Below are 21,976 nucleotides of genomic sequence, written 5' to 3'. Positions count from 1 at the left end.
CCAAGACTCCATCTCTCACTTTAACTTAAATTGCAGGATACCATCGCGTTATGTCTGACTTTCGTGAACAAGCACTACATTACCACTCACATCCCGTACCAGGTAAAATTAGCATTGAGCTTACAAAACCAGCTGAAACGGCTCATGATCTTGCACTTGCGTATAGCCCAGGTGTTGCCGAACCTGTACGTGAAATAGCTGCAGATCCTGCAAATGCTTATAAATATACGGGTAAAGGTAACATGGTTGCGGTTATTACTAATGGTACTGCAATTCTAGGCCTTGGTAATTTAGGTCCTTTAGCGTCTAAGCCTGTAATGGAAGGTAAAGCGCTATTGTTTAAACGTTTTGCAGGGCTTGATTCTATCGATATTGAAGTTAAGCACAAAACAACAGAAGACTTTATTAATACGGTTGCCAATATTGCCGACACATTCGGTGGTATTAACCTTGAAGATATTAAAGCACCAGAGTGTTTTGAAATTGAAAAAGCATTAATAGAGCGTTGTAGCATTCCTGTTTTTCATGATGATCAACACGGTACTGCCATTGTAACGGCTGCTGGTATGTTAAATGCGCTAGAAGTACAAGGTAAGTCAATTGAAGATGCAATTATTGTATGTTTAGGTGCAGGCGCTGCCGCTGTTGCGTGTATGGAGCTGTTAATTAAGTGTGGTGCACTGCGTGAACACATTTATATGCTTGACCGCAAAGGTGTTATTCATACCCGCCGCGATGACTTAAATGAATATAAACAGCTTTTTGCTAACAATACCGATAAGCGTACATTGCAAGATGTAATTGCAGATGCTGATGTGTTTGTGGGTGTTTCTGGTCCTAACTTATTAGCGGCTGAAGATTTAAAGCTAATGGCTGCAAAACCAGTTGTGTTTGCATGTTCAAACCCAGATCCTGAGATTGATCCTGCACTTGCGCACGGCGCACGCAACGATTTAATCATGGCAACAGGGCGCTCTGATTACCCTAACCAAGTTAATAATGTTTTATGTTTCCCGTTTATTTTCCGTGGTGCACTTGATGTACGTGCAAGTGCTATTAACGATGAAATGAAAATTGCTGCAGTAGATGCTATTCGAAGTATTGCCAAAGAGCCAGTACCTGCAGAAGTTTTAAAAGCCGCTGGAGTAGATAAACTAGAATTTGGTGCGCAGTATATTATTCCAAAACCAATGGATCCACGTTTACTGCCGCGTATAGCAAGAGCTGTTGCACTTGCTGCTATTGAGTCAGGTGTTGCACAAATTGAGCTACCTGAAAACTATATGCAGTAAATCTATACAGTAGAGCTATGCAATAAAATTTAGACATAAAAAAACCTCAGTAATTACTGAGGTTTTTTTGTCTTTGTAATATTTATTCTTCGTTTAAAACGGGTACTTCTAGACCCATTTCTTGCATTATTTTTTTAACTTCTTCTGGTACTTTTTCGGCGTTATCTTTACGTAAGTCATCGTCATTTGGTAAAGGTTGGCCAGTAAAAGCATGCAAAAATGCCTCACATAGCAATTCACTATTTGTAGCATGGCGAAGGTTATTGATTTGACGACGTGTACGTTCGTCAGTTAATACCTTTAATACATTTAGCGGGATCGAAACGGTGATCTTTTTAACTTGCTCTGATTTTTTACCGTGTTCTGCGTATGGGTGAATATACTCACCATTCCATTTAGCCATAAGATGTATCGTTGCCTCAGATTATTAATTTCTCACACGGTATAAAAAGCGTGTAAATATGCGTGAAATTCTATCGATTTAAAAAAGATAGTCAAATAATAGATACCGATCTATCTTAATAAGCCTATTGTAGGTGTAAAGATAAGCACACTTTTGTGAGCTAAAATGTGTTATTCGCAGAAGCCCCTTCTACTTTTAGCCATCTAGAGCTTTAAAATACTTTGACTTATCAAAACGGATAACTTACTCTTTTAGACGTCTAAACATCCAAATTAATCAGGTGACGAATATGAGCGAAAAAAACAAAGCGACCATTGCTGTACGTAACGGCGTTGATGCTGATAAACATCATGGTGCGGTGGTACCGCCAATTTATTTATCGACTACTTATTCGTTTGCCGACTTTGATACTAAGCGTGAGTATGATTATGGTCGTAGCGGTAATCCTAATCGTGATATTTTAGCTGAGACGCTTGCTAAGCTTGAAGGTGGCGCTCGTGGCATAATTACAGCTACAGGCATGGCTGCCGTGCATTTAGCTACTCAGCTACTTAATAGTGACGATACGTTAGTAATTCCACATGATTGTTATGGTGGCAGCTATCGTTTATTTACATCTTTACAAAAACGCGGACTACTAAAGCTCGAAATATTAGATTTAACAAAAGAAGAAAGCCTTCAACAAATTTTAGTAATTAAACCAAAGCTTATTTGGATAGAAACCCCAAGTAACCCAGTACTTCGTTTAACAGATATTAAAGCGGTGACCGATGTTGCAAAGCAATGCGGTGCATTGGTGGCTGCAGATAACACGTTTTTGTCGCCTGCTTTACAAAATCCTCTTAAGTTTGGTGTAGATATTGTGGTGCATTCAACCACTAAATACATTAACGGACACTCAGATGTAGTAGGCGGCGCTGTTATTGCCGCAACACAAGAGTTAGGCGATGAGCTTGCTTGGTGGGCTAATAACATTGGTATTACGGGTGCGCCTTTTGATAGCTATTTAACGCTTCGTGGTTTACGTACTTTAAATGTGCGCCTAAGGCAGCATCAAGAAAATGCACTGGCAATAGCTAAGTATCTTGAAAGCTCTGAATATGTAAGCCAAGTTTACTACCCAGGTCTTGAGTCACATCCTCAACATGAGCTGGCTAAAGCACAGCAACTTGGTTTTGGTGGCATGGTGAGTTTTGATATTAAAGGCGATATAAACGACGCTGCGGCATTTTTAACTAGCCTTAAAACGTTTAGTTTAGCTGAGTCACTAGGTGGCGTAGAGAGCTTAATTTGTCACCCTGCAACTATGACGCACGCAGGTATGGAGGCAACAGCACGTTTAGAAGCGGGTGTGGGCGATACGCTTATTCGTATTTCGGTAGGTATTGAAGATATACACGATTTAGTCGCTGATTTTGAACGAGTGTTTGAACTTGTAAAACCAGGGCAAAATAAAAATGTTGGCCGTGTAGGCAAAGGAGCAGGCACTCCTGGTGGTAACGTTAAATTAAGTGCAGCCCGTCCGGCGCTTTGGTAAGTAATACCAATCCGCAATAATACCTAATCAATTTGAGGGATTAAACCGCACGCTAACTTCGTTAAAAATTTCTCATATAGAACAACTAAACAACGAAATTTTTGCCTTGTTATCGACACGGTTTTCTTATCCTCAAAATAGACAACTTAATTAAGCGAATTGGTATAAATATGGTCAATTGTGTACATAAATTTGGTGGTTCAAGCTTAAGCTCAAGTGAGCGCTATCAAAGCGTAGCTAAAATAATTATTGGGCATACTCAGACGGGCGACTGTGTTGTGGTATCGGCTGCGGGTAAGACAACCGATACGCTAGTATTACTTTGGCAAAGCTATCAAAAACAAGATACTCAAGCAGTCGCTGATATTTTACTGCAGTTAAATAACCATCAAAGTGATTTAATAGAGCAGCTATTAGAAGCCGATTTAAAACGAAGTGCACTTAAAACACTAAGTATCGAACTTAGCTATATTGCAGAACTTGCTCAAGCTGAGCAGCTAAAAGAGGCTGCATTGCTTGCACATGGCGAACTGTGGTCAGCACGTTTACTCGCTACTTATTTACAGCAGCTAAATATTGAGGCATGCGCTCAAGATGCACGTACTCTTTTTACCTTAAATGATGGCGAATTAATGCATGCGCAAAATGCGCAGCAATGTGGGCAGTTAATTTTGCCTAATAAAATAAATGTTGTTACTGGGTTTATTGCCGCAGATATCAAAGGCGAGACAGTAACGCTTGGCCGAAATGGCAGTGACTACAGTGCAACACTACTTGCAAATTATTGCCATGCTAAGCAAGTATGTATTTGGACTGATACACAGGGGGTGTATAGCACTGATCCTCGCAAGGTACAAAAAGCGATTAAGTACGGCAAAATTTGCCGTGGACAGGCTAATTTATTAGCTCGTTTGGGTAACCCTGTATTACATGCAAAAACACTATCGCCACTTAAAAACACAGATATTAAGCTAGCTGTTCGCAGTAGTTTTGACGTACAAGCAAGTCCAACAGATATAGTAAAAGAAGGTTCAGCGAAGAAAAAGCGCTTTATAACCACGTTGCAAAATGTTGACCTATTAATGGTTGAAGGGTTAAGTGAAGGTGAGGTTGCAAGTGTTAGTCAGCTTATTCAGCATAGCCTTCATCACTTTAACCATAATGGTGAAGTGTATTTAGTAGTACCGGCTGCACAAACATATCAAGTTATTAATTACTTTGCGGGTAGGGCAAATATTAGCGAGTCAAATTTAAACGGTTGTGCAATTGTAGCGCTTGAGCAAGACGTTAATACATTAAGCTTACAAGCATTAGATTTATTAAAACTCCACAGCATAAAACCTCGTTTTGTCCATCAAGATACTGGCTATGCTTTATTGCTTACCGATCAATTTATAGATAGTGATATACAAAGTGACTTACACGATAAGCTAATTAATAAAGGCCAAGAAATCGCAATTATAGTTGCGGGGCTTGGTAACGTTGGCGACGTTTTCATTAAACAGTTATCGGCACAATTTGAGCGTTTATCGGATGACTTTAGTATTAAATTAGTCGGTCTAATTCGCTCTAAAAAAATGCTGTTTAATGCAAGTGGTATTAATACACAGCAATGGAAAACTCAATGGCAGCATGAGGCAAATAGCTATCAATCTGCAGATTTACTGAATGCTATAAATGAGCTCGATTACGAGCATAAAATTGTAATTGATATTACCGCAAGTGAACAATTTAGCTTGTTATATCCAGACTTTGTAGATAGAAACTGTCATTTAATTAGTGCTAATAAATACGCTGGAACAGCACCTACTACTTGGTATAAAGCACTTCGTAGTAATATTAAAGAACGTAATTTACATTGGCGATATAACACCAGTGTAGGCGCTGGCTTACCTATTAACTTTGCTTTGGCTGATTTGCAAAATAGTGGCGATAAAATAACACGTATAGAAGGTGTTTTCTCAGGCACGCTTTCGTGGTTATGCAGTAAATATGATGGAACAAGGCCATTTTCTGAGTTGCTACTGGAAGCTCAGAAAATGGGATTCACAGAGCCAGACCCTCGCGAAGATTTATCTGGGCGAGATATGCAGCGTAAGCTACTTATTTTAGCTCGAGAGCTAGGTGTTGAGCTTGAACTTGACGATATTAGCTTATCGGCATTGATGCCAGATGAACTTGCGCTGGGAAGTTGGGATGACTTTTTAAATAAAAAAGCACAGCTAGACGCGTTCATCGAAGAGCATGCAGTGACAGCAAAGTCTAAAAATTTAGTACTTAGATATACGGGCTTGTTAGAAATCACACAAGGTGAAGTAATTGCTAAAGTGGGAATAGCGTATGTGCCTAATGGCGATGCATTAGCAAACCTTACACCTGGCGATAATATTTTTGTAATTAATAGCAAATGGTATAGCGATAACGCATTAGTGATTCAGGGGCCAGGAGCGGGTAGAGAAGTGACCGCCGCGGGTGTGCACTCTGATTTATATTGGCTTGTTCAAAACTTAAAATAAACCTTTGGTTTAAACAAAAACGGCAGCTTAAATAAGCTGCCGTTTTTGTATTACATACATATTATTAAAATAGCTCTTCTTCTGTTTTAGTGTCTTCTTCAAATATATCGTTAGGCTGAGATAGCACATACTTTGTAGGTGCAGTACCTTTTTCAAAATATTCAAATCGACTCGTGTAATCATTTTTATGGCTAAGTAAGCCGGTAGCTAAATCAATACGAATAGAAACAAGTCCCTCAGGCGGCTCAATTGGGGCTTCAGGCTTGCCTTCAAGTGCCGCTTTCATAAATTCAACCCATGCTGGCTGCGCGGTTTTAGCGCCAGATTCCGCACCTGATATTTGGCTGCTATCTAGGTTGTTGTTATATGTAGAGCGACCAAGAGCGTTGCCCGGATTATCAAAGCCAACCCAAACTGAGGTCATCACATTACTATTAAAACCGCTAAACCAGGTATCTACTGAGTCATTAGTTGTGCCTGTTTTACCTGAAATATCGCGACGATCTAGCGCTTGTGCTCGCCAACCGGTTCCACTCCAACCTGTTTTATGAGCCCAGCTACCACCCCCCCAAATTGCACTATTCATAGCATCAGCAATTAAAAATGCATTTTGCTTAGAAATAATTCTCGGCGCACATTTTTTCGTTTGCTCCATTTCATCATCACTATTATGCATCGAGAGAGCATTGTGTGTTGGCAAAGGCTCTTCGTCACAGGCAAGAGCAGGGTTTGCTTTAAACAATATATTGCCGTAAGCGTCTTGAATTTCTGAGATAAAGTAAGGTTCAATTAAATGACCGCCATTGGCAAATGTGCTCATGCCTCTTGCAAGTTCAAGCGGGGTAATAGAAGCACTACCAAGTGCTAATGATTCACTACGATTAATGTCAGCGTCTTTAAAACCAAATTTTAGTAAGTGATCAGCTGTACGTTGCAATCCAACACCACGTAGTAAGCGCACCGAAATAACGTTTTTAGACTGTGCTAAAGCACGGCGAATTCGAATAGGACCGTTGTAAACAGCAGGGCTGTTTTTAGGGCGCCATGCTACGCCTTGGCTCTTATCCCATTGGTTTATAGGTGCATCATTTAATATAGACGCAAGCGTGTAACCTTTTTCAAGTGCTGCTGAATATATAAAAGGTTTTATATTAGAACCCACTTGACGCTTAGCTTGTATCGCTCGGTTGTATTGACTTTGCTCAAAGCTGTAACCCCCTACAATAGCTTTTATTCTACCGTCTTGTGGATCGAGGGATACAATAGCGCTTGATGCTTCTGGTATTTGGCTTAATAAGTAGCTGTTATCTTCGTTTTGACGTACCCATATTTGCATACCTGGCGTTAAAATATCAGTAGCTGCTTTTGGAGCAAAGCTTTGGCGGTAGCGAGTAATATACTTACGCGCCCATTTTAAACTATCCCAACTGAGAGTTGTTTGCTCACCGTTTTTAAGTAGTACTGTAGCTGTTTTATTATTAACACTGAGTACTGCTGCAACTTTTAAAGTGCCTAACTCATTTACGCTCTGTAATTTATTGAGTATTTGTTGCTCAGTTAAAGCTGGTTGTGTTTCAGGATTCCATAAAACATCAGTTGGACCTCTAAAACCATGACGCATATCGTAACTGTGTAAGTTATTTACAAGTGCGTTTTGCGCTGCTTTTTGAACCTTTGACTCTACTGAGGTAAAAATTTTAAAACCAGAGTTGTAAGCTTTATCTACCCCATAGCGCGAAACCATTTCAGCGCGCACCATTTCAGAGATATACGGTGCGTATAAGTTTATTTCTGCACCGTGAAAATAAGCTGTAATAGGTTGGCTAGTTGCTTCGTTATATTGCTCTTGTGTTATATAGTCTTCGGTCAGTAAACGGCCTAAAACTACATTTCGGCGCGCTTTTGCACGCGTTGGGTTACGAATTGGGTTTAAAGCTGAAGGTGCTTTAGGTAAACCTGCAATCATCGCCATTTGCGCAAGTGTTAAATCTTTTAGCTCTTTACCGTAATAAACTTGCGCTGCTGCACCAATACCGAAAGCACGATTACCTAATTCTATTTTATTAAGGTAAAGCTCTAAAATTTCGTCTTTTGTTAACACTCCTTCAATATGAAGCGCTATAAATATTTCTTTAACTTTACGGATATACGCTTTTTCGCGTGTTAAAAAGAAATTACGAGCAAGCTGCATAGTAATAGTACTTGCACCTTGTTTTTTCTCGCCAGTAGATATAAGAACAACAGCCGAACGTACTATACCAATAGGGTCTATGCCTATATGATCGTAAAATCGATTATCTTCTGTCGCTAAAAATGCATTAATGAGTGTTTGAGGAATTTCATCAATAGTCACTGGAATACGACGTTTTTCACCAAATTGATTGATTAAAAGCCCATCTTTAGTGAATACTTGCATAGGAGTTTGTAATTGCACGTCTTTTAAAACTTGCACACTGGGGATATCAGGTTTAACGTAGTAATAAAGACTGATCAAAGTAATCAGACCAATTAACACACAAATGATAAAAAATTGTAAAGTTCGTTTTAATAAAATCACTTATATTTCCCTAAATGGACTCCCAATTGCGAGTTTTGACTGCTAGTATATATTGATTAAAAAATGAATAATATTTTTTCATATAAAAATTATAACTTGTTTATTATTAAAACAAAGGCCAAGTTGAAACATGCTAAGTCAACTATTTCAAAAACCGTCCCAAATGATGGTAGGAATTGATATTGGATCACACTCTATTAAGGCTGTGCTTTTACGTGAAATTGAAACTGGATTTCGACTCGAAGCACTTGCAATTGAGCCGATGCCAAAAGGCGCAATGAGTGAGCGCACAATTCAAGATATTGAAGCGATTGGTAACGTAATTACAAAATTAAGAAAAAAATTACCAAAGTCGTTAAAATCTGCAGCAGTGGCTGTTTCTGGCCAAACAGTCATTACAAAAGTGATCTTCATGGATGTATCGTTAACTGATGCTGAACTTGAGTCGCAAATTGAAATTGAAGCCGATAGTTTAATTCCATATCCTCTTGATGAAGTGAGCCTCGACTTTGAGAAGCTTTCGACGAATGAGGCCGATCCTAGTAAAATGAATGTTTTGCTTTCAGCTGCTCGTACTGAGAGTGTAGAAGCGCGTGTTGGCGCTTTAGAAGCTGCAAATTTAGAAGCTAAAATAGTTGATGTAGAAAGCTATGCATTAAGTCGTGCAATGGATGTGTATTACCAGCAATTACCTAGCGACGCATTTAATAAATGTGTGGCTGTGGTTGATATTGGTGCGGTTTTAATGCTCGTGAGCGTTGTTCAAGCTGGGGAAACAATTTATACACGAGACCAAGTTTTTGGTGGCGACCAATATACAAATAGTATTGTTGCTTATTATAATAAAGGATTTGATGAAGCTGAAATTGGTAAAACATCAGGTGATTTACCGCCAAACTACACATTTGAAGTATTAGCCCCTTTTCAAACTTCGTTACTTCAACAAGTGCGACGCGCGGTGCAAATGTTTTTAACAACCAGTGGCAAAGAGCAAATCGACTATATTGTATTAACAGGTGGTACATCGATGATTAAAGGTATTGACCGATTACTCATTGAAGAACTAGGTATTCACTCTGTCGTTGCTGAGCCTTTTGAAAATATGGAAATTTCTCCAAAAGTAGATCGTAATGTAATGCAGCGTCACAAAACGCAGTTTGCAATTGCGACAGGGTTGGCATTAAGGAGTTTTTCAACATGCCACATATAAATCTACTTCCTTGGCGTGAATCGCAGCGCGAAGAATCGAAAAAGAAATTTGTAACTATACTTATTGGTGTCGTTATACTTTGTTTTGCGAGTATGTACTTATTAAGCTCTTTTTATAGTGCATTAAAAGACGGTCAAAACTTAAAGAATAACTATTTAAGCTCAGAAATTAGCATGCTAGATAAAAAAATAAGTGAAATTAGAAGTTTAGATAAAAGAAAAGAAAACTTACAACAGCGTATGAGGCTCATTGAAGAATTACAAAGCAGCCGTAATTTGGGTACGCAAATAATGGATGAAGTTGCCAAAATAGTGCCGGGTGGGGTTTACTTAACAAAACTCGAGCGCAGAGGCAGCCAAATACATGTATTGGGACGTAGTGAATCTAATAACCGTTTATCAACAATGCTGCGCCAAGTACAAAGCTCATATTTACTAGAGAATCCTTCAATGCAAGGCATTGTTGCAGGCGATCAATCTTCGCGTTTACTTAGTGATTTTAATATGGAATTTTATGTAAAACCATTTGATAAAATTGGTGAGGTTAGCGATGAGCCTTGATTTTAAAGCACTGAGTGAAATTGATTGGAATGAAATAGAGCTTGATAACATTGGCGATTGGCCTATTGCAGTTAAAGCAATTTGCTGTACGTTTGTTGCCGGACTTGTATTGTTTTTTAGTTATAGCCTATTAGTTTCTGATGAAATTGATAGTTACCACAGTGCAGTTGCGAAAGAGGTCGAGTTACGCACAACTTATCGCACTAAATACGCAGTCGCGAGTAAGCTTGAGATCTACCGTCAACAAATGATTGAAATGGAAGATAAGTTTTCACAATTATTAAAACGTTTACCTACCTCTAACGAAACCCCTGGTTTACTTGATGATTTGTCGTATGTTGGCACAACAAGTGGTCTGACTTTTTTAAAAATAGGTTGGTTACCAGAAGTCGAGAAAGAATTTTATACTGAATTACCGATTAAAATAGAAGTGATAGGGACCTACCATGAATTTGGTGAGTTTGTGGGTAAAGTAGCTCAGTTACCACGAATTGTAAGCTTACATGACTTTTCTATTTTATCATCGGGCGATAAACAGTTAACATTTAGTGTTGTTGCAAAAACATATCGCTATGAAGAAGGGGTTAAAAAATGAAGCTCCTTCGCGTAGTACCTGTAGTAATGGTGTTTGTTTTGAGTGGTTGTAATGATGATACGTCTGAGCAAAAAGAATTTATTGATCAAGTAAAAGCAAGCACAACACCAAAGGTTGAATCAATTCCTGAGCTGACAAAGTTTGAAATATTTGAGTACAGTGCTGGTCAGCTACGTAGCCCGTTTGTAGCGCCTCAGCCTGAGATAATCCAAAATAAATTAACGCAAGTAAAAAACTGTTTGCACCCAGATCAAGAGCGTCGCCGCGAACCGTTAGAAAAATACCCGCTAGATAACTTAGCAATGAAAGGCACAATTGGTTCTAGTGGACAAATATGGGCATTAATAACAGCAGCTGACGCTACTTTGCATCGTGTAACGGTAGGGAATTACCTTGGTAGTTATGATGGCAAAGTAAAAACAGTAAGTAACGACTATATAGAGTTAGTGGAATTAATCCCTGATGGGTCTGGCTGTTGGAAAGAGCGCTTGACTAAATTAGAAATGTTAGAGGCGGCAACAGATGGCGCAAATTAATAATAAAAAAGGTAAAAATAGCATGCATAAGGATGTACTTTGGCTTCATCGTATTTCACAAACATTACTGGCTGCTGTTGCTTTAGTCACTGTAAATTCAGCCGTTGCAGGGCCGTTACTTTATGATGTTCGTTATAATCCATTACTTAAAGGCGAAACTGAGTTACAGCTTGTTTTTGATGAAGAGTTAACGCTTGAGCCAAAAGTTCAGGTGTTTAATAGCCCAGCCCGAATCGAAATGTTTTTTGATACCGCAGAGTTAGAGGTTGGTTTAAATGATGTTGAAGTTAATCAAGCTGGAATTAGCAGTGTTACTAATGTTTTAACTAACAGTGGTTTAAAGGTAACGGTAAACTTAGATAGATTAAAAATTTATGAAACTGAAGTTCATAACAACTTAGTATCAATACGCGTGTCTGATAATCCTCTTACAGAATCTGAAAATGAAGATGTAGCGATGGACTCAGGTGATGTAAGTGGAAATTACATCAACCGTATCCAATCAATTGATTTTAGACGTGGTGAAAAGGGCGAAGCGAAAGTACTCGTATTTTTACAAGACACTCAAGCTGCAATTGAAGTCCATGAAAGTGGCGGTAAAATTTACGCTGACTTTCATCACACCGATATTTTAGATGACCTACTTTATGAATTAGATGTATTAGATTTTGGTACTGTTGTAAGTAATATCGAGACTTTTAAAGAAGACGGATTAAGTCGTGTCGTTATTGAGCCAAACGCTCAGTTTACATTTACGTACCAGCAAATAGATAATATTTTAACGCTGACGGTAGAAAAAGATGAAACGCAAAACGCCTATTTAGATGGTGGCGTTGAGTATCAAGGTCGCCCTATGACCTTAAATTTTCAAGATATCTCTGTGCGAGCAGCACTACAAATTATTGCGGGTTATAACGATTTTAACTTAGTAACCAGTGATTCAGTGACAGGTAATATAACACTGCGCTTAGATGGCGTACCGTGGGATCAAGCGCTTGACGTAGTATTGCGTATTAAAGGGCTAGATAAGCGCATGGATGGCTCTATTTTAATGGTAGCACCTGCAGAAGAACTAGCTGCACGTGAAGCTAAAGATTTAAAAGCTAAACAGCAAGTTGAAGACTTAGAGCCTCTATACAGTGAATACATTCGATTAAACTATGCTAAAGCCGAAAATTTTGCTGATTTATTAAAAACAGATAGAAACAGCATTATAACAGCCCGTGGTAGTGTATCGGTTGATCAGCGTACAAATACCTTATTAGTAAAAGATACGGTAAAGAGTATAGAAAATATCCGCCGCATGATTGAAACACTCGATATTCCAGTACAGCAGGTTGTAATAGAATCTCGTATGGTAACTGTGCGTGATAACGTTACTGAGGACTTAGGCGTACGCTGGGGCTTTAGTGACCAAGGTAGTAGTGTTGGTATTTCAGGTTCACTTGAAGGCGCAGAAGGCATTTATAACGCGACATCAACTTCAAATGCGCCAAGTATTTCAGATCGATTAAATGTAAATTTACCTACATCAAACCCAGCAGCAAGTATTGGCTTACACATAGCAAAACTGGCTAATGGTACGTTAATTGATTTAGAGCTAAGTGCGCTTGAAAAAGAGAACAAAGGTGAGATTATTGCAAGCCCGCGCATTATTGCAGCAAACCAGCAAAAAGCGCGAATAGAGCAAGGTACTGAAATTCCTTACACTGAGTCAGCTTCAAGTGGTGCTACTACCGTAAGCTTTAAAAAAGCGGTACTGAGTTTAGAAGTAACGCCTCATATAACCCCGGATAATAAAGTAATACTAGACTTAGTGATTACTCAAGATACACGTGGTGATACCGTACAAACGGGTACAGGTGAAGCTGTGTCTATTGATACCCAAGAGATCCAAACACAAGTATTAGTTGAGAATGGACAAACCGTAGTACTCGGTGGTATTTTCCAGCAGCAAATCATTAATACTACAAGTAAAGTACCAATTTTAGGTGATATTCCTTATGTAGGAAGACTATTTAAAAGCACAAGTGAGTTTAATGAAAAGCGTGAATTGCTTATTTTCGTGACACCAAAAATACAAATTGATTAAAATACAGTGGTTTTATGTTAACCAACGGGTGATTATTTAGATTAATTGCTCGTTATATGGCTTTTTATCCTAATTGACTTGAAATACCCCTGCAATTACTGAGATAATCCCCTCCTTAATTTTGGGGCCAGGTCGTTAGGCGGGGTTTTATTTCAAATTTTAGAGTTTGTTTGTACTAAAAGATATGGCTGAGAAACGTAATATATTTCTAGTTGGCCCCATGGGGGCTGGCAAAAGCACGATTGGTCGTCACATCGCTGACCAATTACACCTTGAATTTGTTGATTCTGATCAAGAAATCGAACGCCGCACAGGTGCAGATATTGCATGGGTATTCGATCTTGAAGGTGAAGAAGGCTTTAGACTTCGAGAAGAGTCTGTTATTGGCGATTTAACCGAGATGCAAGGTATTGTACTTGCTACCGGTGGTGGTTCAGTAATGAGCAAAGAAGTTCGAAACAAGCTTTCGGCTCGAGGTATCGTTGTATACCTAGAGACACCTATAGAGAAGCAAGTTGCACGCACGCAACGCGACAAGCGTCGTCCATTACTGCAAACTGAAGAAGCACCTCGTAACGTACTAGAGCGCTTAGCAGAAGAACGCGAGCCACTATACAAAGAAGTTGCTGATTTTGTTGTACGTACCGATGAGCAAAGCGCTAAAGTTGTTGCTAACCAAATCATCGAGAAATTAGATTTTTAAAAACCAATAATAAAGGAATAGCCAAGCATGCTTAAATTAACTGTTAATTTGGACGAGCGAAGTTATCCTATTTATATTGGGCAATCTGCACTTCAAGATAATGGCCGCCTGGTTCACCACATTGGTGATTGTCGGCCTATCATCATTACTAATGACACAATAGCGCCTTTATATTTGCAAAGGTTACTTGATTCATTAGCTGATCTAAATCCGCTATCTTTTATTATTCCTGACGGTGAGCAATATAAATCACTTGAATGGTTTGAAAAAATATCAGCATTTTTACTACAAAATAACTGTGGCCGAGATACGTGTTTAATTGCGTTAGGTGGCGGTGTTGTAGGTGACCTAACTGGTTTTGTAGCGGCTTGTTATCAGCGCGGCGTACCGTTTATTCAAATACCAACGACAGTGCTTTCACAGGTTGATTCATCGGTAGGTGGAAAAACGGCAGTAAATCATCCGTTAGGTAAAAATATGATAGGGGCATTTTATCAGCCTCAAGCGGTTTTTATTGATACGCAAACATTACACACTCTACCTGCACGAGAGTTTGCAGCAGGTATGGCTGAGGTAATTAAGTATGGTCTGATTTACGATACCGAATTATTTGCCTATTTAGAGCGAAATGTGACTAATTTACAGCAATTAGATGAAGCATGCTTACAGCATATCATTTTTAGATGTTGTGAAATAAAAGCGCTTATAGTTGCTCAAGATGAAAAAGAACACGGCTTACGGGCTTTGTTAAACTTAGGCCATACATTTGCCCATGCAATTGAGGCACAGATGGGTTATGGCGTTTGGTTACACGGCGAAGCTGTTGCAACAGGAATGGTATTAGCAGCTAAACTTGCCAAGACACGCCAAGATTTAAGCGCAGATGAAGTTGATCGAATTATTAAGCTGCTTGAGCTATATAATTTACCAACAGAAATTCCAAAGCAAATGACTAGCGAGCAGTTTTTAACGCATATGCGTAAAGACAAAAAGAATAAAAAAGGCACTATCCGCTTTATTCTACCTACCCAATTTGGCCAGTGTGCATTAGTTGATAATGTATCTGATGATCAAGTTAGAGACTTAATCGAGCAGTAAATGCAGTCACAAATTTTACCAAGCCGTGCGGCTTTGGTGGATAGAATCGCACTGCAATTTGAGTACGGGCAAAATTTAATTGTTTTACTTGGCACTTCTGGGCTAGGTAAAAGTTACATGCTCGAAACCTTCATTACAGATAAATACAACGACTTTAATAAAGCCTTCGTGCAAGTAAGTGCGCAAATGACTGATGCTCAGCTAATGAGTGAGTTATTAGAGCAAAGCTTTAACTCTCCCCTGATTGATCATAACTTAAGTTTACCTGAAAACTATTACCAATTACTGCAGCAGCAACCATGCGGGCCATGTTTATGGGTACTTGATGGCGGTAGGCAATTATCTGATGAGATGTTAATTGAGCTTGAGTTACTTTCTAAAAACAGCCCAAATACGCTATATATTATAATAGCTTCACAGTCCAAACTGGCTTTAAATAACGCTGTTGAAATTTATCTGGAGCCGCTAACGCTTCGAGAAAGCAAGATGTTATTGCAGTGGTACTTTACAGACTTACCCTATGATGAAGACCCTGTATTTAGTACTTTTTTAGCTGAGGCTCATGGTAATCCAAGCTTATTGCTTGCTTGGCAACCTAGTGAGCACATAGCCGATATTATTGTTAAAGACAAAGTGTCTTGGCGATTACACTTATTGATTTTGATGTTGCTGATTATGCTTTTAATTATTGGTCTGCTTTATAAGTCGGATATGACGCAGTGGTGGCAACAGTATTATCAGCAAGAAGAAACACAAGTAGTAAATACAGCAATATCTATAGAGCAAGTAAGTGAGCCGGCTATAAAGAAAAATGACTCAATAATTAACTTAAATGAACTTGAAGTAGTTGAGCCAGATATTAAGCCAGAGCGTGTACACATTAATGATGTGCCTGCCATAATGCAAAGCCTTACCGAACCTGGCAACACCGTTAACGTATTAGACAATGCTATTGATAATAGCGTTAAAAACAAAAGCAGTGTATCAAGTGACGTTAAATCTGAAGCTCTAAAAGTAAATACAGCAGAGCAAACTCAGATCAGCCAAGATAATATATGGTACATGCAGCAAATAGATACAAATAGTGTTATTCAATTATTAGCCGTAACTCAGCAGGAAGTTAGCGATAATTTTATTGCTCAATTCAATCTACAGCAGCAAACTCATACTTACCAAACAAAGCGAAATAATAAAATATGGTGGGTTGTTACATTTGGCAGTTTTGAAAGTATAAACGAAGCAAAATCAGCAATGGATACTTTATCTGCTGAGGTTAGAAAAAATAAACCTTTCTATAAAAAAATTAGTAAAATAAAGCAAGAAATAGCACTCGTTGATCAGTAAAACACACTGCTTTAGTGTAAAATCGCGCAACACCAGATTGAAGTAAAGAGCCAATGCAGCAAAAGAGTAGAGCCTTCCTTAAATGGGCCGGCGGAAAATACAGCCTAGTTGAAAATATTAATGCGCGATTAAACCAAGCTAGCAAGCATGCTGATACGTTGGTTGAACCTTTTGTTGGTGCAGGCTCTGTGTTTTTAAATAGTGACTTTAAACACTATATTCTCAACGATATAAATGCAGACTTAATTAACTTATATAAAGAGCTGAAAAGCTCTCCAGATGAGCTGATTAGTGACGCTAAAAAGTTATTTGTAGATTTGAATAATCACGCAGATGCTTATTACGAATATCGTGTGCAGTTTAATCAAAGTCGTGATGTATATGAACGTTCAATATTGTTTTTATACATGAACCGCCATGGTTATAACGGACTCTGTAGGTATAATTTAAAAGGTATTTTTAATGTGCCTTTTGGTAAATATAAAAAGCCTTACTTTCCTGAAAAAGAAATGTACTTTTTTGCTGAAAAAGCACAAAAAGCAACCTTCACCTGTTTAGATTACGATGACGTTTTTAAGTTAGTGCCTAACAATGCAGTTATTTATTGCGACCCACCTTATGTACCATTAAGTAAAACCGCTTCTTTTACGTCTTACGCTAAAGGGGGGTTTAATTTAGATGATCAGGCTAATTTGGCTAATCTGGCTGAGAAGGCTGCCTTTGAAAATGATACACCAGTGCTTATCTCTAATCACGATACCGTATGGACTCGAAAAATTTATAGCCAAGCATCACTTGATCAAATTCAAGTAAAGCGCACTATTAGCCCCAAAGGTGGCTCTAGAAATAAAGTTGACGAGTTGATGGCTATGTATTTAGCACCCAAGCAACCACAGCGTAAATTGCGATAACAAAAGCAATAAATAGTACAACCGCAATTAGGATGATAGAGACAGGAGAGTGTTGTTTAAAATCGACTTGGCGTTTATTTTCAGATTGAACACCAAAAAATGCTGCTAGCACACTTTGCAACGCACTAAAAAATTGCAGCATTATTTAAAATAAGGGTTTTAAAGAAGGAGTATTTTTAGAATCATCAGAACTAGTAAGTAGTTCTAGCAAATCGAGGTAATGAAACTGAGCGCTACGGCTATCGCCAGTTAACCACGAAAACCACGATGACTCTTCTTCAGCTTTAATACACGTGATTGTAGTTAATGTGTTTTGAGCACTTACCACTTGTGTATTATGACAATTACCCACTGAGCTTAATTCTTGCTCAGAGCTTGAATCAAAGCTAAACGCCCCGATAAGCAGTAATGCCGACGCAATTAATATCCCAGTTTTAAAAGCACGCATGATGAAATCCAATAATTTGTTACTTTTTTAATCATAGCAAATATTGATTAAATATCAAACTTAAAGTTACCTGAAATAGGGGCTATTACGCCATATTACTTGGGTAACATCTTCAATTAAGTTACATTAACGCAATACACTATTTATTGATGGAGTTAATCATGTTTAACCCAGAGCAAAAATATTTAATTGCCCCTTCTATTTTGTCTGCTGACTTTGCAAAGTTAGGTGAAGATGTTGATAAAGTACTCGCTGCGGGAGCAGATGTGGTTCATTTTGATGTAATGGATAATCACTATGTACCTAATCTAACAATTGGCCCAATGGTGTGTAAAGCACTTAGAGATTACGGCGTAACAGCGCCTATCGACGTGCATTTAATGGTTAAGCCTGTAGATAGCCTTATTCCACTGTTTGCAGAGGCTGGGGCATCAATTATTACTTTTCATCCAGAAGCTAGCGAGCACGTCGATCGAACAATACAGCTAATTAAAGATCACGGCTGTAAAGCAGGCTTAGTGTTTAACCCTGCAACAAGTCTAAGTTATTTAGATCATGTTATTGATAAGCTCGATACCATTTTACTTATGTCGGTTAACCCAGGTTTTGGCGGGCAAAGTTTTATCCCTCATACGCTTGAAAAACTACGCCAAGCAAAACAGCGTATTATTGAATCAGGTCGAGATATTCGCTTAGAGGTTGATGGTGGTATTAAAGTCGATAACATTGCAGCAGCGGCTCAAGCGGGTGCAGATATGTTTGTTGCAGGTTCTGCTATTTTTAATCAGCCAGATTACAAAGTTGTGATTGATCAAATGCGTAAACAGCTTGGAAGTGTAAAATAATGAAGTACGATATCGCCTTATTTGATTTAGATGGTACCTTGGTTGATAGCATTTACGATTTATACATAGCCATAAATCTCACATTAACTGACTTAGCATTCCCGATAGTAAGTCAACGTTTGGTTGAAAGCTGGGTAGGTAATGGTGTTGAAGTGCTAGTTAAACGTGCCTTGAGTGGCGATATGCAAGTGAGTGAGCATTTAGATGAATCACTCAGCAGCAAAGCTATTACGCAGTTTTATAAACATTATGAGCAACATGTGGGTGAATATAGTGTGTTGTATCAACATGTAGAAACTGGGCTTGCAGCACTTCGTGGTATGCCCAAAGCATTAATCACTAATAAGTCTCGTGTGTTTACAGAGAAGTTGCTTGATAAACTAGCACTAGCGAGCCATTTTGATGTGATTGTATGTGGTGACGACATGGCAAAAAAACCATCGCCAGAGCCTTTACTATTTGCCTGTAAAAAGCTAAATGTTGAACCTAATAAAGCAATAATGATAGGTGATTCTAAAAGCGATATACTTGCAGCTAAAGCTGCTAACATAGACGTAATTGCACTTAGTTACGGCTATAACCAAGGTGAAAACCTTGCAGATTATAATCCGCAGTACCTATGCGATAACTTCTTAGATATAATACCTGTTCTAACGCAGCGTTAAATATTATTAATTAAGCAAAATAAAGGAAAATCATGAGTAAACCAGTAGTATTAAGTGGCATGCAGCCAACCGGTGGTATGACAATAGGCAACTATGTTGGCGCTATTAACCAGTGGGTTAAGCTACAGGAAGAATATGATAGCTACTTTATGCTTGCAGATTTGCATGCGATTACGGTACGCCAAGACCCAGAATTACTTCGCGCTCGCGTATTGGACGGAGTTGCACTATATACAGCATGTGGTATCAATCCAGAAAAAGCAGCGCTATTTGTACAATCTCAAGTGCCTGAACATGCTCAACTAGGTTGGGTTTTAAACTGTTATGCGCAAATGGGTGAGCTTAATCGTATGACGCAGTTTAAAGATAAGTCAGCAACGCACGCTAATAATATTAACGTGGGTTTATTTGCTTATCCAGCTCTGCAAGCGGCGGATATTTTATTGTATCAAGCAGATAAAGTACCTGTAGGAGATGATCAAAAGCAGCATTTAGAGCTGACTCGCGATATTGCTACGCGCTTTAATAATGTATATGGCGATATTTTTACGCTACCAGAACCGTATATTCCTGAATTTGGTGCTCGCGTAATGAGCCTACAAGATCCACTTAAAAAGATGTCAAAGTCAGATGAAAACCCAAATGGTTTTATCATGATGCTAGACGAGCCTAAAAAGATTGAGAAAAAACTTAAAAAAGCAGTAACAGACTCAGACGAACAAGCGCGTATCTACTTTGATCGCAAAGAAAAGCCGGGTGTATCAAACTTGCTTACTTTATTAAGCGTTGCAACTAAGCGCTCAATTGAAGACTTAGTGCCAGAATACGAAGATAAAATGTATGGCCATTTGAAGAAAGATACCGCTGATGCTGTTGTAAGCATGATTGAACCTATTCAAGCTCGCTTTAAAGAGATTAGAGAAGATCAATCGCTTCTTAATAACATCATGAAAAAGGGCGCTGAAAAAGCGAGTGCTCGAGCTGAGGTTACATTAAAAGCCGTTTATGATGCAGTTGGATTTATTCCACGCGGGTAAGTTTATTAAAATAAAAAAATGCCGCTTGTTAGCGGCATTTTTTATATAGCACATATCAACATGATAGACCCAAATAGAAACAGTAGCGATATCGCTAGTTTGTCTGTTTTATCCATTATTCAGCCCCTCTTACTGTTATATCTGCCGTGCTATCAATATCAACTAGAGAAACTTTATAGCCCTTATTTTCAAGTAAGGTAAGTAAACTATCTTGTCCTGCAAGGTGGGCAACTCCAACAAGTACAAACTCATTTTTGTCGTTGTTAAACATGGCTTCTACTTTTGGTAACCAATCATTATTTCTATCTGTAATGATTTGTTTATAGCTATTCGGATCATTTTGCTGCATATCTTCAAGTGCCACTTTATTCAGTGTGTCTGTATCACCTTTGCGCCAGGCAGCTAAAAGTCCTTTAAACATATCGCCATAGTTGTGAAGCTCGGCTAAGTTACGTTTAATGAAATCGTTTTCGTTGCCTTGACCCATTGTTTTAAAAAACTCTAACTGAAATTCCATTGTTTCTAAGTAATTTTTTGTTTTGTTATCTTCAGTCGCTTTTTTAGTAAAGTAAGCATCAACCCCTTCACCCATTAAATTTTGCTTTTGAAGCTCCATCGACATTAAAACAATACTAACCATAGCAGGGCGAAAACCATCTAACTTAGCTAGGTTAGCGCCAAACTCGCTAAGCTTATTTTCAAGTGAAGCCTTAATCTCGGGTTCTAGCTTTTGACTCAACGTTTCGTTATTTGTATACGATAGCGCACCTAACATTTGCATTTGTGCATTGGTGTCGGCTGGGTCAGGTAACGGTGCTTCTAAAATAATTGTATCTGCTTGTTCATAAGCATGGTTAAACTCAGCGGGTAGAGGCATTTCAGCTTTAGGTAGTATGTGAACTGTACCGCCAATAAATAGTGAGTCATTGCCATTACTTACTTGCCATACAGAGCTTTGAGCCTGTGCTGTATTTGCTAAAAGGCTACAACTAAGTAATACGCTAGCAGACACTAATTTTTTTGTGAATTTTTTCATGATAATTCCTTAATATAACTTTTAATTTTATTGTTTTTAGTTCGATAACACATTGCTGAAATATGTAGTGATTGACGATGTTACCTTTGAAAGATTTTTATCAATTTGCGAGTTTATTTTGCTCATTGAAGAGTCAAGCTCAGCTGATATTTTTTCATCTATTGAAGAAAGTAATGTCTGCTTATCAACATTACTTTTTAAAGACTCAGAAGCGTCTATTTTGTTTGTTTTTCGTAGTTTTTGATTAACAGGGTTAATTGCCTTTATGCTTTCATTAATCATGCATTTCTCTAAATTATTTTGAATGGTGTCTTGTTTAGCGTCAGCTGCAATAACTGAAGTAGTATTAAAAGCCGTTGCTAGTAGTAAAGCTGGCAGTACTTTTTTCATTGTGTTGTTCATAATTAAACCTTTTATATTTTTGATTGCAGCCAATTTAGAATCACAAATGATTTTTTACTAAGCTGCTTGTTGATGACGGTTTAAAGAATATCGCTGAATTTATTAAGAGTCGCTTATCTAGTTATGAGCAATTAATAGATAAGGTTTTTAAAGCTAAATAATTGTTTAAATTTAGTATGTTAGCTTTAA

21 protein-coding genes are annotated in these 21,976 nt (G+C 38.3%); 15 read left to right on the top strand and 6 right to left on the bottom strand.

What is annotated here, in order from left to right; genetic code table 11:
• Window positions 1-50: 50 nt before the first annotated feature.
• Window positions 51-1,292 (top strand): malic enzyme-like NAD(P)-binding protein, encoded by a 1,242-nt coding sequence (locus I6F48_RS09265; RefSeq protein WP_007582028.1) that lies wholly within the window; start codon window positions 51-53, stop codon window positions 1,290-1,292.
• 82 nt (window positions 1,293-1,374) lie between these two features.
• Here I6F48_RS09265 and metJ read toward each other — a convergent pair whose 3' ends face one another.
• The gene (gene metJ, locus I6F48_RS09260) at window positions 1,375-1,695 is read right to left on the bottom strand and encodes a met regulon transcriptional regulator MetJ (RefSeq protein WP_007586263.1); all 321 of its coding nucleotides are present in this window, start codon (window positions 1,693-1,695) and stop codon (window positions 1,375-1,377) included.
• Window positions 1,696-1,984: 289 nt separating this feature from the next.
• On the opposite strand from metJ, the gene metB reads away from it, so the two are divergent.
• Complete coding sequence (metB, locus tag I6F48_RS09255) at window positions 1,985-3,232, top strand: cystathionine gamma-synthase (RefSeq protein WP_121954134.1); 1,248 nt, start codon at window positions 1,985-1,987, stop codon at window positions 3,230-3,232.
• A gap of 170 nt (window positions 3,233-3,402) precedes the next feature.
• Window positions 3,403-5,748 (top strand): bifunctional aspartate kinase/homoserine dehydrogenase II, encoded by a 2,346-nt coding sequence (metL, locus tag I6F48_RS09250; protein ID WP_165728110.1) that lies wholly within the window; start codon window positions 3,403-3,405, stop codon window positions 5,746-5,748.
• A gap of 64 nt (window positions 5,749-5,812) precedes the next feature.
• Here metL and I6F48_RS09245 read toward each other — a convergent pair whose 3' ends face one another.
• Complete coding sequence (locus I6F48_RS09245; RefSeq protein WP_197119283.1) at window positions 5,813-8,305, bottom strand: penicillin-binding protein 1A; 2,493 nt, start codon at window positions 8,303-8,305, stop codon at window positions 5,813-5,815.
• Window positions 8,306-8,435: 130 nt separating this feature from the next.
• Between I6F48_RS09245 and I6F48_RS09240 the strand changes: the two genes are divergently transcribed.
• The 9 genes from I6F48_RS09240 to I6F48_RS09200 all read left to right on the top strand — a co-directional run bounded on the left by I6F48_RS09240 (window position 8,436) and on the right by I6F48_RS09200 (window position 17,354).
• Window positions 8,436-9,515, top strand: coding sequence for a pilus assembly protein PilM (locus I6F48_RS09240; RefSeq protein ID WP_024589891.1), 1,080 nt, complete (start codon window positions 8,436-8,438; stop codon window positions 9,513-9,515).
• Complete coding sequence (locus tag I6F48_RS09235; protein ID WP_007586268.1) at window positions 9,503-10,075, top strand: PilN domain-containing protein; 573 nt, start codon at window positions 9,503-9,505, stop codon at window positions 10,073-10,075. The genes I6F48_RS09240 and I6F48_RS09235 overlap by 13 nt, the downstream gene beginning before the upstream one ends.
• Window positions 10,065-10,670 carry a type 4a pilus biogenesis protein PilO gene (locus I6F48_RS09230; protein ID WP_007586270.1) on the top strand — a complete coding sequence of 202 codons (606 nt, stop codon included), beginning with the start codon at window positions 10,065-10,067 and terminating at the stop codon, window positions 10,668-10,670. The genes I6F48_RS09235 and I6F48_RS09230 overlap by 11 nt, the downstream gene beginning before the upstream one ends.
• A complete protein-coding gene (locus I6F48_RS09225; RefSeq protein WP_007586272.1) occupies window positions 10,667-11,206 on the top strand; it encodes a pilus assembly protein PilP in 540 nt (179 codons plus the stop codon). Before I6F48_RS09230 ends, I6F48_RS09225 begins: the two co-directional genes overlap by 4 nt.
• Entirely contained in the window at window positions 11,193-13,298 is a 2,106-nt protein-coding gene (locus I6F48_RS09220; protein ID WP_165728112.1) for a type IV pilus secretin PilQ, read from the top strand. Before I6F48_RS09225 ends, I6F48_RS09220 begins: the two co-directional genes overlap by 14 nt.
• A 184-nt stretch (window positions 13,299-13,482) precedes the next feature.
• On the top strand, window positions 13,483-14,001 hold the full coding sequence (gene aroK, locus I6F48_RS09215; protein ID WP_004589350.1) for a shikimate kinase AroK: 519 nt from the start codon (window positions 13,483-13,485) through the stop codon (window positions 13,999-14,001).
• 27 nt (window positions 14,002-14,028) lie between these two features.
• Window positions 14,029-15,099, top strand: a complete 1,071-nt coding sequence (aroB, locus tag I6F48_RS09210) for a 3-dehydroquinate synthase (RefSeq protein ID WP_010553793.1) — start codon at window positions 14,029-14,031, stop codon at window positions 15,097-15,099.
• Complete coding sequence (locus I6F48_RS09205) at window positions 15,100-16,443, top strand: AAA family ATPase (RefSeq protein WP_165728113.1); 1,344 nt, start codon at window positions 15,100-15,102, stop codon at window positions 16,441-16,443.
• Window positions 16,444-16,496: 53 nt separating this feature from the next.
• The gene (locus I6F48_RS09200; RefSeq protein WP_007586285.1) at window positions 16,497-17,354 is read left to right on the top strand and encodes a Dam family site-specific DNA-(adenine-N6)-methyltransferase; all 858 of its coding nucleotides are present in this window, start codon (window positions 16,497-16,499) and stop codon (window positions 17,352-17,354) included.
• Here the strand turns inward: I6F48_RS09200 and I6F48_RS09195 are convergent.
• Window positions 17,311-17,496, bottom strand: a complete 186-nt coding sequence (locus tag I6F48_RS09195) for a DUF2970 domain-containing protein (RefSeq protein ID WP_007586286.1) — start codon at window positions 17,494-17,496, stop codon at window positions 17,311-17,313. The genes I6F48_RS09200 and I6F48_RS09195 overlap by 44 nt on opposite strands.
• 3 nt (window positions 17,497-17,499) lie before the next feature.
• Window positions 17,500-17,802, bottom strand: a complete 303-nt coding sequence (locus I6F48_RS09190) for a hypothetical protein (protein ID WP_007586287.1) — start codon at window positions 17,800-17,802, stop codon at window positions 17,500-17,502.
• A gap of 161 nt (window positions 17,803-17,963) precedes the next feature.
• Here I6F48_RS09190 and rpe point away from each other — a divergent pair, with 161 nt between their 5' ends.
• Genes rpe through trpS form a run of 3 tightly spaced genes read left to right on the top strand, consistent with a single transcriptional unit; the run spans window position 17,964 to window position 20,349 of the window.
• On the top strand, window positions 17,964-18,647 hold the full coding sequence (gene rpe, locus I6F48_RS09185; protein ID WP_024607213.1) for a ribulose-phosphate 3-epimerase: 684 nt from the start codon (window positions 17,964-17,966) through the stop codon (window positions 18,645-18,647).
• Window positions 18,647-19,312 carry a phosphoglycolate phosphatase gene (locus I6F48_RS09180; protein WP_165728114.1) on the top strand — a complete coding sequence of 222 codons (666 nt, stop codon included), beginning with the start codon at window positions 18,647-18,649 and terminating at the stop codon, window positions 19,310-19,312. The genes rpe and I6F48_RS09180 overlap by 1 nt, the downstream gene beginning before the upstream one ends.
• 32 nt (window positions 19,313-19,344) lie before the next feature.
• The gene (gene trpS, locus I6F48_RS09175) at window positions 19,345-20,349 is read left to right on the top strand and encodes a tryptophan--tRNA ligase (protein ID WP_165728115.1); all 1,005 of its coding nucleotides are present in this window, start codon (window positions 19,345-19,347) and stop codon (window positions 20,347-20,349) included.
• Window positions 20,350-20,464: 115 nt separating this feature from the next.
• Here the strand turns inward: trpS and I6F48_RS09170 are convergent, their stop codons facing one another.
• Together I6F48_RS09170 and I6F48_RS09165 are read right to left on the bottom strand one after the other, a co-directional pair.
• Window positions 20,465-21,385: a TraB/GumN family protein gene (locus I6F48_RS09170; RefSeq protein WP_165728116.1), complete on the bottom strand. Its 921-nt coding sequence runs from the start codon at window positions 21,383-21,385 to the stop codon at window positions 20,465-20,467.
• Between the two features lie 36 nt (window positions 21,386-21,421).
• Window positions 21,422-21,787, bottom strand: a complete 366-nt coding sequence (locus I6F48_RS09165) for a hypothetical protein (protein ID WP_165728117.1) — start codon at window positions 21,785-21,787, stop codon at window positions 21,422-21,424.
• Window positions 21,788-21,976 lie beyond the last annotated feature (189 nt).

It is taken from the genome of Pseudoalteromonas sp. SWYJ118 (assembly GCF_015864505.1).
GTDB lineage: Bacteria > Pseudomonadota > Gammaproteobacteria > Enterobacterales > Alteromonadaceae > Pseudoalteromonas > Pseudoalteromonas arctica.
The sequence above is the reverse complement of the archived record's forward strand: the minus strand, read 5'-3'. Positions and strand labels throughout refer to the sequence as shown.